Origin of the sequence: Limosilactobacillus reuteri, assembly GCF_034259105.1 — a bacterium.
In the GTDB taxonomy this organism is placed as follows: domain Bacteria; phylum Bacillota; class Bacilli; order Lactobacillales; family Lactobacillaceae; genus Limosilactobacillus; species Limosilactobacillus reuteri_G.
The window spans coordinates 1535737-1550703 of sequence record NZ_CP139478.1 but is presented as its reverse complement, the minus strand read 5'-3'; the positions used below and the strand labels follow the sequence as shown (position 1 = coordinate 1550703).

Genomic DNA, 14967 nt, shown 5'->3' with positions numbered 1-14967 from the left:
TTCTATTCAGCAAGTCTACCGACGACTGGCAGATCCTTTAATACCCGTTTACCATGGGGTGACTTTTCAAGCAAAATGTCGGTCAAGTCCTGGCCGGCCAAGTTTCCATGGTGGCGGCCACCCTGCCAGGCCGGTTTAGCAGAGACGTCATAGATTACACCTTCAACTGCTACGTAGGCCGGTTGACCAGCTTGGCCATTGTACTTTGCTAGTTCATCCCTCGTCATTACCTTATCAGCCATCATGATGACCTCCTTTAATTTTGGTAATTAAACCGTACCATGAACCCTGGCTCTTTGTCAATCGGTAAGGATGAAGAGAATTTGGAGAACTAGACTAAGCTACTTTGGCTTTTGGTCTAGTTCTCTTTTTTGATAATTCACGAATTATGAGGAACTAACTAATGGAAGACTACCATAAGAAGATAACGTCTAGAATGAAATAGGGCGACTTTCTTGTAAAGGGCAGTTATAAAATGTAGGAAAGGGCGTGCGGACGTTTTTCTGGACTTTAACCATCAAGCTATCTTGCTCTGACGGTATTTTTGTGGGCTCTTTCCTCCTAAAACTTTTTTTCTTCTCTTGGTGTTACACCACCCAATATATTCATTAAGTGCTTGTATGAAATCATCAATTGACTTTCCAATCCAACTTCGATTGTAAAAGAACTCCGTCTTGAGATGACCAAAGAAGCTCTCTGCTTGTGCATTATCTGGAGTGCTGCCTTTCTGCGACATTGATCGTGTAAAGCCAAACTTGTCCATTAGCCCAATCCAACCTGGCCAGCGGTAATGAGCGCCTCGATCGGAATGCACGATGATTTTTTCATTGGAAGGTAATCTTTCGGCCGCTACGCTAAGCATTGTATTGACAAGCTCTGCGTTTGGACTAGTACTGATAGTCCAACTCGTGATTTGACCATCAAAGCAATCAATGAGTGGTGATAGATATATTTTTCCGGCTTGGATAGAAAACTCTGTAATATCTGTTACCAGCTTTTGGTTTGGGACGTCTGATTGAAAATCTCGATCAAGTATGTTTGGCACAGCCGGCGTGATTTCACCCGCGTACGAGCTGTATTTTCGACAACGTGTGGTGGTAACTTCTAATCCTTCTTCAGCCATCAACCGGCGAATCACCTTCTCAGAAAGTTGGATCCCTTCATCATCGAGCTCCATCTTCATTCGACGGTACCCATAGCTTTTGTAATTTTGCTTAAAGATGATTTTCAAACGTGGACGTACTGCTTTATATTTATCGCCTTTGGCGATGGCATCACGTTGATAAAAGTAGCTGCTTTTGGATAATTGAAGAACCTTGAGTAGCGTATTAAGCAGATATCTATCACGCAGGGCATCAATCACCTGAACCTTTTCTCGGTTAGTCAGATTGAGTTGGTTGATACCCAGATCTTTTTTTAGGAGGGCATTCACCTGCAGGAGAATGTCGTTTTGAAGCTCAAGCTCTTTAATACGAGCTTGGAGATCTGAAACTTCTGGAGTGAAGTTTTCTCGATTCTTTTCATCACCTGATGAACTAGGCGTCTGTTTAGCTGGGAAGCTTTCACCGAGTACATCTTGCTTCCAACCGTAGAGTGTTTCGCGGCTAACCCCAAATTCATTCGCAATTTTTTTGGCAGGGACTGCTAGTTTATAGAGTGCTTCTACAGCTTTGACTTTAACATCATCCGGCGTGGTGGGCTTAGCCACAACCGTGCGGTTCCTTAATGAAGTATCACAACGAGGATCTGCTAATAACCACTCACGGAGAAGCTGTCGCGACGGGTAACCAAGCGCTTTGACTGTCTTTGTGATGAATTGTCCGTGTTCAAAGAAGTGATCCACTGCTGCTTGTCGTTGTTCATTGGAGTACTTCGGTTTTCTCTTTCGTGGAGTGTCACCAAGCGCGGCTTTGGCGTCTTGTTCGTAATCTTTAATCCATCGCTTCAATGCGCCTAAAGATGGATAACCCAATTCTCTAACCACTGCACTCCATGAATGGTGATATTGATAGAAGAGCTCGCCCGTTTTTTATCTGCTTTTGAATACATACTGACATCATACCCTAAGTCCAGGAATTTGTCCGCACGCCCTTTCCTACATTTTATAACCGCCCTTTACATCACTGTTCAATATAGATAAGTTTTCCCACAAACTATAAAATTTAGAATTTATTATTCATCCCGAGATTCCATTAGATCCCCAAATTTTAATTTTGAGTAAACAATTGTGCTAGTTTTACGCGGACAACAAAAATCGCCATAGCTAGCGGTTAATCAATAATGTGTAATTGACCAACTAAGCTCGTGGCATGTTGAGAGCGTTACTTTGCTTGAGCGTGAGGAATAAGAATGTTGAATGGTATCCTTTGCAAATTCTGCTACGTTATTGAGATGGTCAATAGCTATCTGAAATAATAATTTTTAGGGAGTTAAAGAGAAAGGCATATGCTTACCAGTGTAATATCAAAAATTAAACAATTTATTCTTAAAATCAAAGAGACTATTTTTAAACCACGCAATAATGATGTGCAAAATTTAAATAAGCCAGAAATCAGTACAAAAAGTAAGAAAACACAAGAGCAGGATGTTAATTCTATATATAAGGACGAGGAGCCTGCTTCAAGTAAGGCAATCAAAAAAGAGTCTGTATCATTAACTAACAATGAAGCGAATTTAGATTCTAATCATAGTTCAGTAAAGTCCAGTAGTTCAAAGTTTGAACATCGTAAGGGAAAATTGTCTATCCGATTGATAATCATACTTTTCTTACCAGATCGAACTTAAACTATTGTGTATCGCATCGGCATAATCTGGCTGATATTTATGGGAGAGTTTCAGTCGTAATGGAGGACAAGACTAGGGATGTTCGTTTTCCGGCTGTTTACTGTCAAACATGTGATAAATTCTTTGTACTTGAACATGTTTACAGATGGTTACAGAGTAAAGGGCGTGTTTTGTGCCGGATAGTAACAAATGAATACTGGACTGCTAAACAAGCATGTATTAATGAGGGTAGATCAATCGATGACATTTATGGCGATCCCGAATCGCATCTTCATTCTCTAGGATATAATGTTAATTCTCAAATTGGGTTATCAAAAGCGCAACGAAGGTATATTTTACGGCGAATTATTATGAATAAACAAATGACCCGAGCAGAAATTGAGTCACATTTATCCTACTTAATTCGTCGAAATCAATATAATTATAATTTTCAAAAAGCAATCAATAAATGGTATGATGATCTTCTGTTTATTGAGAATCTTGATTTGAGTTATAGTCGAATTCCCATGACGGAATTAAGAATTAATAAATATCACCATCACTAAGATGACACAATAAGAATTATTGTAGTTTTTAGTCTATATTATTTAGTATGGATACTAATTTGGTAGTGGTTAATAACCGAGGATCCGTTATCCATCTTCTATCAGTGCCGTACTTACTTACTTCAGGGAAATAGTTTAATATTTTTATACCAGAAGGGGTAATATTTAAAAATACTGGCTCTTTAAGGTATATACGATCGATATGAGAATTTGAATAAATTAGGCCCATAAGTAAACTAGCTATTAGTCTTCGAACACTAAGTTTATTAGTAATTTCAGCAAAAATTTGATTATGCATATATATTGTTACTTTGCGAATTTCGTCAGCCGGCTCAAACTTAACTTTAAACGCAGGATTAGTAGAACACCGGTAAATCAAGGCAAGCCAAATAAAATTATGATAGCTCATTAGGTGATAAGCATTGGTTTGGTGGGTAACGTTAAAATAACGGCGCAATTCGGTCCTTAACTCTGTCCAATTTGTATAATTTAAAAGGTTAAAAGTGGCATAACTATGACCTTTTATTTCATTGTGATGGGCTGCGAATCTTAGGTAATAAAGTCTGCGTTTATACATGACATAGGCATATAAACTTTTACTAGTCGAAGAGGTGCTAACCGAGACAATTTTGTAGCCATTACTGGGATAAGATTGGCGGATAATAGTCAAAATGTCTTGATGTAGTACCTCTATTTGTGCTTTAGATAATTTTTTACTGATGAGTACCACCCTTTTTAATAACCTGAAATGTCAATTTAAATTAGAAAAAAGGTGAAAGTTGTTCTTCTGTGACATGACTCAAGAATACTTCTAATGGTGTACGATAATTAAGAGATTTTCGTGGGATATTGTTGCAACGATGCATTAGCTAAGTGACTAGTTCGTCTGGTAAATCGCGAAAATCTAGCTTTTTACTAAGACCATCACGACGCAAGAGGCCGTTATTATTTTCGTTTAACCCTCGTTGATTGGGAGCACCGACTTCCGCAAAATAGGTGTGAAGAGCATACTTATTGGCTATTTCTCGCCATCCAGCAAATTCTTTCCCGTTATCAAAAGTAATTGATTTAACAAAGTGACGTGGCAGTTTAGCGAGCCATTGATCAAGCTGGCAATTCACTGCTTCGTCTGTTTTATGATGAATATTAAGAACAATCATTACTTTGGATTGTCGCTCTACTAGCGTCATTACCGCTCCGCGGTGAGCTTTACCTTGAACTGTATCAGCTTCAAAGTGCCCAAATTCATGTTGGTAATGCGGAAAATCACGATATCGTTGATAGATACTGCGTCCTAATTGGCCAGCTTTACCACGATGTTCCACATAGCCATTGGGATGGCGTTTTCCTTTCATCGGTAGCTGTTTAACGGAAAAGCCATACTGATTGCGGGCAAACATGCGATAAAGGGTGCGCATACTGCAGCTAATTGGGTGTTCATGACGACCAATAATAGTATCAGGAGTCCAACCTGCCTTGATTTGCGCATGGATATAGTTAACTTCGATAGTTGGCAGTTGGGTCTGCTTCCGACCACAACGACGCTTATGTCGCTGATAAGTCTGAAGATATTGGTCGATGGTTTTACCGTCGTTGAGGAAACGATAAACACGATAGATGGTTTCTTGACTACGCTGAAGTAATTTAGCAGCCCGATAAGCTTTAGTACCTTGATACCAAAAATCAGCTATGAGAGTTAATTCACGTGTGGTAAGATGTTTATAGGTCATTTGTGATTGCCTTTCTTTTGATTAGGGATATTCAAAAGTCTATCACAAATGGCTTTTTATTTTTTTTTAACTTAATTTTACAAACGACGAATCAAAGATTTAATTTATTGATTCTAATCAATTTTTGTAAAATATTTTTATGCTAGATTTATATCGCAATAATCAAATGGAAGGATGAGAAATATGGTTGACTATATTGCAAAAATTAAACCAATAAATGCGGATAAAATTGAAACACAGGCGCATGGAATAGCAACATTCAGTGAAAATGGTAATAGCCTTCATATTCATGTGGAAATGTTTGATACGCCTGCCAATATTGAACATTGGGAACATTTCCATGGATTTCCAGATGGGAAACAAGCTCATGTTCCGACGCTAATGCAGGACGTGAATCATGATGGCTTTATTGATTTACCTGAAACAGAGGCAGTGTCTGGGACAACGATGGTTCCTTTTGATGATGCACCACAAGAAATGAACATTCCCCATGATGGCTACCCGGTTGCAGATAAATACGGTCATTATGAATATGATAAGGATGTCCCATTAAAAGATTTACAAGCAAAATTTAAGCAAGCATTTGGTAGTGACGATCTTCAATTAGACAAACGAGTAGTTTATGTTCACGGTGTACCAGCGGATCTTAAATTGCCATCTAGCGTTGCCGGTAATGTTATGAGTTATGATGCACATACAACTTTGCCAATTGCTGCTGGAGAGATTAAATTGGCACATTAATTTTTATAGAATTGAAATTTGAAAGCCAGAGTCTATGCTTTTTGCATGGTTTCTAGTCTTTTTTGTATATTCTCCCTTTTATTAAACGAAATTTACACGATAAAACTGTGATTTTTTGCTTAAAAGATAAATATAAAAAGACACTAGTATCTTGATAACAGTCAAGTCACCTAAATTGTTTTTTTACCTATAATGTGTAGTGTCAAGAAAGGGAGAGGTGAAAAATGATTAAGTTACAACAATTTTTTATGAGGTACAAAAAGCAGCTTTTGCTTGTTAATACTATTCTGCTGTTGCTTGCTGAAGGATCTAAATGGCTATTGCACATGAATTTACCATACCAGACTTTAATGCTTATCGTGGGGATTGTCGGAGTGCTTCCAATTGCTTTGACGGCTATTTCATCTTTAAGGGTTAAATTAATTTCTATTGATGTTTTAGTATCGCTGGCGGTAATCGGTGCCTTCATTATTGGTAAATTTAATGAAGCAGCCATTGTTACTTGGCTATTCATGTTAGGAGATGTACTGGAAGAATTAACCCTAAAGAAAACGCGGTCAGCCGTTGCTGATTTAACCAAAATGGCACCACAGACTGCGTTAGTTGTTCAAGATGATGGCTCAACTGAGAAAGAAGACGTCGATTTCATTGATCCTGGTGAGAAGATTTTAGTTAAAACTGGTGATCAGGTTCCAGTCGATGGCAAGGTTATTTCAGGTTCTGGTTATCTTAATGAAGCCAGTGTTAACGGTGAATCTAAATTAGTTAATAAAAAAGCCGGTAATGAAGTATATGCAGGAACTATCCTTGAAAACGGTACATTGACTGTCGAAACTACCGCAGTCGGTGAAGATACGACTTTCGGTAAAATTATTGAAATGGTTGAAGAAGCACAAGATACAAAGTCACATACAGAAAAGTTAATTAACCGGTTTTCCAAATATTACACTCCTGCCGTACTTGTAATTGCGATTGCTGTGGGCCTAATTACTAAAGATCTTAAGTTAGCTATTACGGTCATGGTGCTGGGCTGCCCAGGTGCTCTAGTTATTGGTGTACCAGTATCTACAGTTGCTGGTATCGGTAATGGTGCTAAAAGCGGCATTATGTTTAAAAGGTCGCAAGTAATGGATCAAACTCACCAGATTGATGAAATTGCTTTTGATAAAACCGGCACTTTGACTGTTGGACATCCAGAAGTTAGTGCAATTGAGGTATTAAATGGGCCCAAAGATGAAATTATTAAATTAGCTGCTCAAATTGAGCGTCAAAGTAGCCACCCCTTAGCTCAGGCAATTGCCAAATTAAATAAACAAAAGCCAGCTTCAATTAAAGTAGAAACTGTTAAGGGTAAGGGAATCATCGCCATTTTAAATAATCAAAAATATTATTTAGGTAACCAAGACTTAATCGTTGAAAATACCCGTACCAATGCAAAATTGGATAAGACAATTGATCATTTGAGTCAATTAGGTAATTCAATTGTCGCTTTTGCTAATGAAGACCAAAGTCAATTAGCTGTTTTTGGCATTAAAGATCAATTGCGCCCAGAAGCTAATGATGCTTTAACCCGCTTAAAAGAATTAGGGGTTAAAAAGTTAGTTATGCTTTCTGGAGACAATCAAGAAACTGCTGAACGAATTGCGGCGAAGTTGCCAATCGATGAAGTTCATGGTCAAATGTTGCCACAAGACAAGGCTGCTTTTGTTAAAAAAGAAAGAGCCAAGGGACACCATATTGCTTTTATTGGTGATGGGATCAATGATAGTCCGGCCTTAGCTAATGCTAATGTTGCAATTGCCGTTGGTAGTGGAACGGATGTTGCCATTGAAGTTTCAGACATAGTTTTAGTTAAAAATGACTTGCGGAAGATCGCTTATGCCCTTGGCTTATCCAAGAAGACAATTTTGAACATGAATGAAAATATCGTGATGGCTTTACTGACAGTCTTATTGTTGTTCATCGGTTTGTTTGCGGGTTATGTTGAAATGGCAAGTGGGATGTTTATTCATGAATTTAGTATCTTAATTGTTATCTTGAACGGGATGAGATTAATCAAATTTCAACAAAAAATTGACGATCATCAAGTTTATAATCAACAAAACAAAGTAGCATTAGATATGTAAATTAATAAGGAAGGGAGAATTTAATCATGGAAAAAGTAATGATGAAATTATCTGGCATGACCTGTCCTTCATGCTTAAGCAAAATTGAAAGGGCGGTTGGTAGTTTGAATGGAACCGACCAAATAAAAGTTTTATTCAATGCAGGAAAGCTAAAATTTACGCTGGATCCTGATAAGACTAAAACTGTTGACATCAAGACAGCTATTGAAAAAATGGGTTATGAAGTACAAGGAATTAAGGAAAAGGAGCTTAACTGATGAATGCAGAAGAAAAATACCAGGCGGAATTGAAGCAAAGCGACCTTGATCACCATCAGCCAACTGCAGCTGCCATGACTGGTCACATTATTTCTAACTTGTTAATCCATTCTTTAAAGATTAACCAAGCTAACTTATTTGCTAAAGGATCTGCTAGTCTTTTTTTATCCGAAAAAGCTGCTGGTTGGATTGCTTATGAACGTCAGGAATTTGACCAATTGAATCACTTATTGGTTAATAATGGTGAAAGTATTCCAACAATTACAGCTCAATTTAAGGAATATACTATGCTAGAAGAAGATGGCAGTAGTAAATATTTATCAGGAAATAAGCAATTGTTTGCCTTGGTAAAAGATTTTGATACGCAAACGCTCTTCATTACTAAGGCAATTGCTTTAGCTAACAATGAAAGTTGGCTAGAATTATCTGCTAATTTAACTAATTTAATGGCTTGGATTAAGGAGCAAATTCGGGTAACTCAAGACTTCTTAGGTCATGAACTAAAAGAAGGATTGTATGTCGAAGACGACGATGATGACTTTTAATTAAAGGACGATGAATTTAATGGCTGATTTATGTGTTAACTTAGTACCACTATTTAATGCTTTACCTCAGGATGAGAAGATGCAAATCGAAAAATTAGTTCAGCATAAAAACTATCAAAAGGGTGAAGTGATAATTGATCCAACGATAAATGATAATTTAGTAATTGTCGCTGATGGTAACGCTAAGCAGTACACCTTAGATGAAGACGGCTATGAGAATGTTTTGCAAATCTTGCATACAGGTGATTATATTGGTGAGGATTGGCTTTTTGGTCAAAAAAATATCAATAATTACGTCGAGGCTATGGAACACAGTGAAATTTGTTTATTAAAACGGCAGGATCTACTGAAGCTGATGCATAAACAGCCAGAATTAAGTATTCGATTATTGGAACTAAATATTGTTAAAGTTTCGGAAATGCAAAAACAAATTCACTTGTTGGCTTTGCCGAAGGTTGAAGACCGGTTATTAAAGTATTTACAAACATATGCAGATGAAATTGGTAAAAATAATTTTACCTTACCCTTAAAAATGAAGGACTTAGCCTTATACCTTGGAATAACACCTGAGACCCTGTCTCGTAAATTTGCTTTATTAGAAAAGCAAGGTCAACTGAAACGTCAATTACGTCGAATTGAATTATTCGAAAATTAGTTTAATTAGGCAATTATTGCTTAGTTGATAATATACACGTTATATCAGTCGCCGTTTGTAAAATTAAGTTAGAAAAATAGAAAAGCCATTTGTAGTAGACTTTTGAATACCCCTAAACAAAAGAAAGGAAACCACAAATGACTTACACCCATCTTACCACAAACGAGCTGACAATCATCGCCCATTCTTTCGTGCAAAAGCTTAAAGCGTACCGAGTGGCCCAAATGATCAACCGTTGCGCCGAAACCGTTTATCGCGTTTATCGTTACCTGGAAACCGGTGCCTCAATTGCTGATTATCAAGATCACTATATGCGCAATAAGCAACGTTATGGCCGAAAACGTACTCAGTTGTCACTGGCTGAACTCACTTATATCAACGACAAAATTGCCCAGGGGTGGACGCCTGATACCATTATTGGGCGCGCTGAGCACCCAATTAGTTGTAACCGGCGAACTCTTTACCGGATGTTTGAACGTGGCCAGTTCGGCTTCGTTGTCCGTTCCAGGTAAGCGGCACCCGAATGGCTATGTCGAGCGCCGCGGGAAGGCTGGCCAATTGGGGCGAAGTATTCACGAGCGTGCCAAGGACTTTCCGCACTATGCCACTGAATTTGGGCACCTTGAAGCTGATACTGTCCAAGGCAAAAAGCACCAAGGGGCGGTAATAACCCTGACCGAACGCCAATCGAAGGTCAAAATTGTACTCAATGTGCACGAAAAGACGGCTGATGCGATTAACCAACACTTAAGTCAGTGGCTTCGGAAATTCCCGCGGCACTTCTTCAAATCGATTACCTTTGACAACGGAAAAGAATTCGCCGGCTGACGCGAGATTGCCAATCAATTTGACCTTCACACTTACTTTGCCGAGGTTGGTGCTCCCAATCAACGAGGGCTGAACGAAAACAACAACGATCTTTTACGCCGGGATGGCTTAACGAAACAGCTAGATTTCCGCAATCTTCCTGATGAATTAGTAACCCAACTGATGAGTAAGCGAAATAACCTGCCCCGTAAATCACTAGGCTATCGAACTCCATATGAAGTATTCATGTCTTACGTCACTGATGAGCAACTATTTTCTTTCTAACTCAAATTGACATTTCGGGAGATTAAACAACTTCGCTTAGCAAAACACCTTTCACAAGAACAACTTGCAGAAAAGTCTAAGGTATCTGTGCGAACAATCCAAAGATTAGAAGCTGGCGAGGATGCGAGTATTTCTACCTTTAATCTAGTTGCTGGTTCGTTAGGGGTAAAAGTAGGTGATTTATTTCCGACAACTGATTCTGATCGGCAAAAAGTAAAAATTCAGTCTGCAGATGAGCAGCTACAGTATCAACTTCACCAGCGTCACGAGGAATAGTACCTTCAAAAAGATTTACAACACCTGTTTTATTATTGTTATGTTAATTTGGGGATGCATGTTTCCACTAATTCAAGGTAGTGATATTTGGTCATCGATAGTGGGGATGTTATGGATTGGCGCTTGGATACTAATGGGACCGTTGAAAAAGGGATTAACTATTAAATTTGTTACTCCTAAACTCGATGAGAAATACCCATTAACAATCAACCGCATTGATAAGAATCAAGAATAACGGAATTTTTCAGGAAGTTTAAATACCAGCAATTAATTGTGATTAGGGGCGACTTTAATTTCTGGAATCATCATTGCATTTGTTTTGCGGGATAACAACCTGGGACTTATTAGCGGCTTAACAGTGGTTAGTGCAGGGCAATGTGGATACCTGTTAAAGAAGGCTATTGTTCATTAGGATCATTAACCATATGAAAAAGAGACGTAACGGTGACGAAAGTGTCATTCGTTGCGTCTCTTTTATAATTTCAAAGTGGTTTAATAGCTGCAACTCAGTGTCAATATCGATGACGATTAATCCACTGGACGACTTCTGAGTAGATATCCCATTTTCGTTGGGGCTCGTCAAAAATATTGTGCATTAGAGAAGAGTAGACGTGAAGCTCTTTGTCATTAGAAGCAATCATTGCGTAAGCTTCTAATGAATCATGATAATCAATCAAACCGTCTTTTTGACCTTGTAAAAACAATAGTGGATCCTTAAAGCCAGTTAAGTGTTCCCGAAGGGAGTAAGCTCCCTTAATTTCATTCTGCAAAATTCCAACTGTCAAGTGATGCAGATTAGCAGGATCATTTTGAATTCTATGAACTACTCGTGGATCACTGTTAAGCCCTGTACTTAACACGTTAGGTAATTGTTTCTTAGGGTCGCCTGTTAAACCCTTACTCCATGAATTTGGTGCTTTAACAATGGAAACTGGATCAGCCACCACGAATCCATCAACCGTTTGCGGGTACTTTATGCCATATAAGAGGACTGTTTCGCCACCCATGCTATGACCAATGACAAATAGGGGAAGGTTTGGATAAGCCGTTTTAGTCCTTCTAACCATTACATGTAAATTTTCATACAGGTCAGCTAAAGAATCCATATATCCCCGGGGTCCCTCTGGCTTTCCATGACCAGGCTGATTGTAGCGAAAAACGTTGCAATCATGCTTAACAAGAAAACTAGCGAAGGGGTCATAACTTTTAGCATATGATGATAACCCATGAACGATAATTATATTTACCTGTGGAGTTTCAGCTAAGTTCGTGATTGTGTGCAAATGAATACCCGGAGTGGCTGATTCAACCATCCTTTCAGTTTGGTTGCCATAAAAACTCATTGTTAGATGCTTCCTTTTACGTTAACGAATCGTTGTTCCAAGAACATTCTTGAAGTGTCCCATTGCCCACTTTGCTCCCAGTTCGGAGAAAGTAGCGACTGCCTTTTGCGGGATGACAATTTGATAATCACGGTTATATGCACTAATTGCCGTGTGTAATACACAGATATCGGTACATACTCCACAGATCCAGACATCGTTAATCCGCCGTTCCCGTAAATAATTGTCTAGATTAGTATTCTGGAAAGCGGAATAGCGGTTTTTATTAAATTTATAGACGTGGGGATCAGTCTGATTTTGTTGGAACCATTGACCAACCTTGCCATATAATTTTTGTCCCTTGGTCCCGATAATATTGTGGGGTGGGTATAGGCGATGTTCGGGATTAAAATGATCATCTTTCAAGTGACCATCAGTCGGCAGAATCACGTAATCCTTATTTTTAAGAAACTGGTTAGCTAAACTAATGATGGGTTGCTCTAACGCCTGGGCTGGTTTACCGACGGTTAGGGATCCATTATCAGCGACAAAGTCATTTGTGTAGTCAATAATTAATAATGCTTTTGCCATTTTAATTCTCCTCAGCAAACTGGGCTTTTGTAATCAATTGTTCTTGAAGGTCAGCTAACTTAGCGGTTAAGTAAACCGGGTAGCGATCAGGGTTGACTAGCCGCTTACTTGCTTCTGGTAATTGAGCGAGCAATTGCCGGGAAGTTTGTTGAATCTTAAAGACATCCGTTTCCACCTTTACTGGCTGGCCTGCTGTTAAGTAGTTTTTTAATAGCGGCTTAGCAGTAAAGTTGGCTAAGACTTGACTGGCATTAGTTGCGGTAGGGTTGGAGTTAACAACCTTGAGCGGTGCAGTGATGGGTTCATCAGCCAGGGCAATGACATCGGCAATGGCCTTATTTGGCAGGTCATTACTGTAGATCCGGTAAACCTGCTTGTTGCCTGGAATAGTAACCTTTTCCCGGCTATCACTAACCTTAATCGTTGGGATCCATTTACCATTGACTTTTTCTTCCGCTAATTTATAAACGCCGCTTAAGACCGGACTAGAAGAACTAGTAATCAAGCGTTCGCCAATCCCAAAGTTATCAATTGGTGCACCCTCGTCCAGCAGTGATTTCACAACGTGGGCATCAAGCGCATTAGAAGCAGTGATCTTAGCCTTTAGGAAGCCCGCTTCATCAAGCATCTGGCGTGCTTTAATGGCAAGTTGAGAAATATCCCCGGAATCAATTCGAATGCCAACTGGTTCATGACCATTGGCCCGAGCTTGCTTAAAGACCCGAATAGCGTTTGGAACCCCTGATTTAAGGACATCATACGTATCAACCAGTAGGGAAATTTTATTTGGATAAACTTTTGCCCATGCTTGAAAGGCGCTGAGTTCGTCAGGGAAGCTTTCTACCCAGGCGTGGGCCATTGTTCCCGCTGCGGGGATGTGGAATTGACTAGCTGCTTGCAAGTTTGAGGTACTGGTGCAACCGCCAATCACAGCTGCCCGTGCACCATAAGTGGCCGCGTCGGGTCCTTGCGCACGCCGGGCACCAAATTCCATTATTGGCAGTCCTTGCGCGGCATGGTTAATCTGCCATGACTTAGTGGCAATTAGTGACTGGTGGTTAATAATGTTGAGGACGAAAGTTTCTAAGAGTTGGGCCTCAATTAATGGACCACTAATGGAGATAATTGGTTCTCGTGGGAATACTGGAGTACCTTCAGGGAGCGCTTGAATAGTGCAGCCGTTTTTAATTTTGCTGAGGTAGTCCAGAAAATCAGGACTGAACTTTTTTAATGATTTCAGGTATTCAATGTTTTCCTTAGAAAAATGCCAGTTAGCAACTTGTTCAACTACTTGTTGGAGACCGGCCGCAATAACAAAGCTGCCGTTATCAGGAACCCGCCGGTAGAAAACGTCAAACCGGGCCTGACGATCATGGGGCAGGATGGCGTAATAGCCATTTGCCATTGAGAATTCATAAAGGTCGGTTAACATTTGTAAATCCATATTACCCACACTTTCTTTTAAGTAAAAAGTACTTTAATTATCGTAAAAATAAAAGTATCTTTGCCTTTTATTTACTTCTAGTTAGATACTCTTTTTGAAAATGCAAGTTTATAAAATTAACAATTTAGCTTAAACAACTTTGGCGGCCGACCTGAGTGTTGTAATGAGGCGGTGCCGACTTCCTTAAACAGGTGGTTATGAGTTTTCTTAAAATTGGAATTATCGATTTTATCCAGGGTCGTTCCTAAGAACGCCGCAAAGACTTCCCGGGCCTGTGACGCAGGGTAAAGGAATCGCCGAGAATGTGGAGAATACCTGGTTGGTAATCGAGCTTATTTTTGATCCGATTAATGGCGGTGTTGATAATTTGAACATGGTCAAACGCAAGGTCAGAAGGTGTCGTTAGGATGAATTGCTGCCGATCGTGACTAATTACATACTTGTGTTGATCAGCACTCAAGGTAAACCATTGAGCGTCCGTTGCCCCATAGCCCGGATGCAGCTTGGGCGTCGAAGGCAGGTAAGTCATGTAGGCTAATGATAAGGCCCGGCTATCAGCAACCCGGTTGGGATCAGTAAAAGTAGCCAATTGTTCAGTTGAACTCATCGGCACCTGAAGGCCAATCTTATCGTCAATCAAGCGAATGCACGCTGCATCAGCACTTTCATGACTACGCAACAGAGTTTCTGGCAAGGCCCACTTGCCCTTTAATGGTTCATCGGCCCGTTTAATTAACAATAATTGCGGCCGGTGCAATTCTGTATTAAAGCTCCAAATGACATTCGTGATGGTGACTAAGGGGCGGGCAACAATCTTACTATCCAATCTGGACTCCTCCTTTCCAGATAATTAACTTAC

The 14967-nt window shown here is 39.5% G+C and carries 14 protein-coding genes and 4 pseudogenes; 10 read left to right on the top strand and 8 right to left on the bottom strand.

Annotated elements, in window-relative coordinates; translation table 11 throughout:
* Positions 1–2: 2 nt before the first annotated feature.
* Positions 3–245 (bottom strand): cytochrome b5 domain-containing protein, encoded by a 243-nt coding sequence (locus SH603_RS08715; RefSeq protein WP_321533841.1) that lies wholly within the window; start codon positions 243–245, stop codon positions 3–5.
* 272 nt (positions 246–517) lie between these two features.
* Positions 518–2049, bottom strand: a pseudogene (locus SH603_RS08710) (IS3 family transposase).
* 396 nt (positions 2050–2445) lie between these two features.
* Between SH603_RS08710 and SH603_RS08705 the strand changes: the two are divergent.
* Positions 2446–2784, top strand: coding sequence for a hypothetical protein (locus SH603_RS08705; protein WP_321533840.1), 339 nt, complete (start codon positions 2446–2448; stop codon positions 2782–2784).
* 170 nt (positions 2785–2954) lie between these two features.
* The gene (locus SH603_RS08700) at positions 2955–3329 is read left to right on the top strand and encodes a hypothetical protein (protein WP_321533839.1); all 375 of its coding nucleotides are present in this window, start codon (positions 2955–2957) and stop codon (positions 3327–3329) included.
* A 28-nt stretch (positions 3330–3357) separates the two neighbouring features.
* Here the strand turns inward: SH603_RS08700 and SH603_RS08695 are convergent, their stop codons facing one another.
* Both SH603_RS08695 and SH603_RS08690 read right to left on the bottom strand, forming a co-directional pair.
* The gene (locus SH603_RS08695; protein ID WP_321533838.1) at positions 3358–4059 is read right to left on the bottom strand and encodes a hypothetical protein; all 702 of its coding nucleotides are present in this window, start codon (positions 4057–4059) and stop codon (positions 3358–3360) included.
* Between the two features lie 31 nt (positions 4060–4090).
* Positions 4091–5059, bottom strand: a pseudogene (locus SH603_RS08690) (IS30 family transposase).
* 183 nt (positions 5060–5242) lie between these two features.
* Between SH603_RS08690 and SH603_RS08685 the strand changes: the two are divergent.
* The 8 genes and pseudogenes from SH603_RS08685 to SH603_RS08650 all read left to right on the top strand — a co-directional run bounded on the left by SH603_RS08685 (position 5243) and on the right by SH603_RS08650 (position 10986).
* Entirely contained in the window at positions 5243–5800 is a 558-nt protein-coding gene (locus SH603_RS08685; RefSeq protein WP_180873089.1) for a hypothetical protein, read from the top strand.
* Positions 5801–6024: 224 nt separating this feature from the next.
* Positions 6025–7926 (top strand): heavy metal translocating P-type ATPase, encoded by a 1902-nt coding sequence (locus SH603_RS08680; protein ID WP_169473692.1) that lies wholly within the window; start codon positions 6025–6027, stop codon positions 7924–7926.
* 26 nt (positions 7927–7952) lie between these two features.
* Positions 7953–8183: a heavy metal-associated domain-containing protein gene (locus SH603_RS08675; RefSeq protein WP_321533837.1), complete on the top strand. Its 231-nt coding sequence runs from the start codon at positions 7953–7955 to the stop codon at positions 8181–8183.
* Entirely contained in the window at positions 8183–8728 is a 546-nt protein-coding gene (locus SH603_RS08670; RefSeq protein WP_169473696.1) for a DNA-binding protein, read from the top strand. Before SH603_RS08675 ends, SH603_RS08670 begins: the two co-directional genes overlap by 1 nt.
* A gap of 19 nt (positions 8729–8747) precedes the next feature.
* Positions 8748–9383, top strand: a complete 636-nt coding sequence (locus tag SH603_RS08665) for a Crp/Fnr family transcriptional regulator (RefSeq protein WP_169473698.1) — start codon at positions 8748–8750, stop codon at positions 9381–9383.
* Between the two features lie 137 nt (positions 9384–9520).
* Positions 9521–10475 (top strand): annotated as a pseudogene (locus tag SH603_RS08660) (IS30 family transposase).
* Between the two features lie 6 nt (positions 10476–10481).
* Positions 10482–10751 carry a helix-turn-helix transcriptional regulator gene (locus tag SH603_RS08655; protein WP_225436801.1) on the top strand — a complete coding sequence of 90 codons (270 nt, stop codon included), beginning with the start codon at positions 10482–10484 and terminating at the stop codon, positions 10749–10751.
* Between the two features lie 58 nt (positions 10752–10809).
* Positions 10810–10986, top strand: a complete 177-nt coding sequence (locus SH603_RS08650; RefSeq protein WP_225436802.1) for a hypothetical protein — start codon at positions 10810–10812, stop codon at positions 10984–10986.
* 277 nt (positions 10987–11263) lie between these two features.
* Here SH603_RS08650 and SH603_RS08645 read toward each other — a convergent pair whose 3' ends face one another.
* The 4 genes and pseudogenes from SH603_RS08645 to SH603_RS08630 form a co-directional block, all read right to left on the bottom strand.
* The gene (locus SH603_RS08645) at positions 11264–12094 is read right to left on the bottom strand and encodes an alpha/beta fold hydrolase (RefSeq protein ID WP_321533836.1); all 831 of its coding nucleotides are present in this window, start codon (positions 12092–12094) and stop codon (positions 11264–11266) included.
* 21 nt (positions 12095–12115) lie between these two features.
* Positions 12116–12664, bottom strand: a complete 549-nt coding sequence (locus SH603_RS08640; RefSeq protein ID WP_003674828.1) for a cysteine hydrolase family protein — start codon at positions 12662–12664, stop codon at positions 12116–12118.
* Position 12665: 1 nt separating this feature from the next.
* Positions 12666–14108, bottom strand: coding sequence for a nicotinate phosphoribosyltransferase (locus SH603_RS08635; RefSeq protein WP_003674825.1), 1443 nt, complete (start codon positions 14106–14108; stop codon positions 12666–12668).
* 116 nt (positions 14109–14224) lie between these two features.
* Positions 14225–14934, bottom strand: a pseudogene (locus tag SH603_RS08630) (NUDIX hydrolase).
* Between the last annotated feature and the right edge of the window lie 33 nt (positions 14935–14967).

Bases quoted from the DNA above. Each gene is read 5' to 3' on its own strand.
- SH603_RS08715 (WP_321533841.1), bottom strand. From the start codon at position 245: ATGATGGCTGATAAGGTAATGACGAGGGATGAACTAGCAAAGTACAAT.
- SH603_RS08705 (WP_321533840.1), top strand. From the start codon at position 2,446: ATGCTTACCAGTGTAATATCAAAAATTAAACAATTTATTCTTAAAATC.
- SH603_RS08685 (WP_180873089.1), top strand. From the start codon at position 5,243: ATGGTTGACTATATTGCAAAAATTAAACCAATAAATGCGGATAAAATT.
- SH603_RS08680 (WP_169473692.1), top strand. From the start codon at position 6,025: ATGATTAAGTTACAACAATTTTTTATGAGGTACAAAAAGCAGCTTTTG.
- SH603_RS08675 (WP_321533837.1), top strand. From the start codon at position 7,953: ATGGAAAAAGTAATGATGAAATTATCTGGCATGACCTGTCCTTCATGC.
- SH603_RS08670 (WP_169473696.1), top strand. From the start codon at position 8,183: ATGAATGCAGAAGAAAAATACCAGGCGGAATTGAAGCAAAGCGACCTT.
- SH603_RS08665 (WP_169473698.1), top strand. From the start codon at position 8,748: ATGGCTGATTTATGTGTTAACTTAGTACCACTATTTAATGCTTTACCT.
- SH603_RS08650 (WP_225436802.1), top strand. From the start codon at position 10,810: ATGTTTCCACTAATTCAAGGTAGTGATATTTGGTCATCGATAGTGGGG.
- SH603_RS08645 (WP_321533836.1), bottom strand. From the start codon at position 12,094: ATGAGTTTTTATGGCAACCAAACTGAAAGGATGGTTGAATCAGCCACT.
- SH603_RS08640 (WP_003674828.1), bottom strand. From the start codon at position 12,664: ATGGCAAAAGCATTATTAATTATTGACTACACAAATGACTTTGTCGCT.
- SH603_RS08635 (WP_003674825.1), bottom strand. From the start codon at position 14,108: ATGGATTTACAAATGTTAACCGACCTTTATGAATTCTCAATGGCAAAT.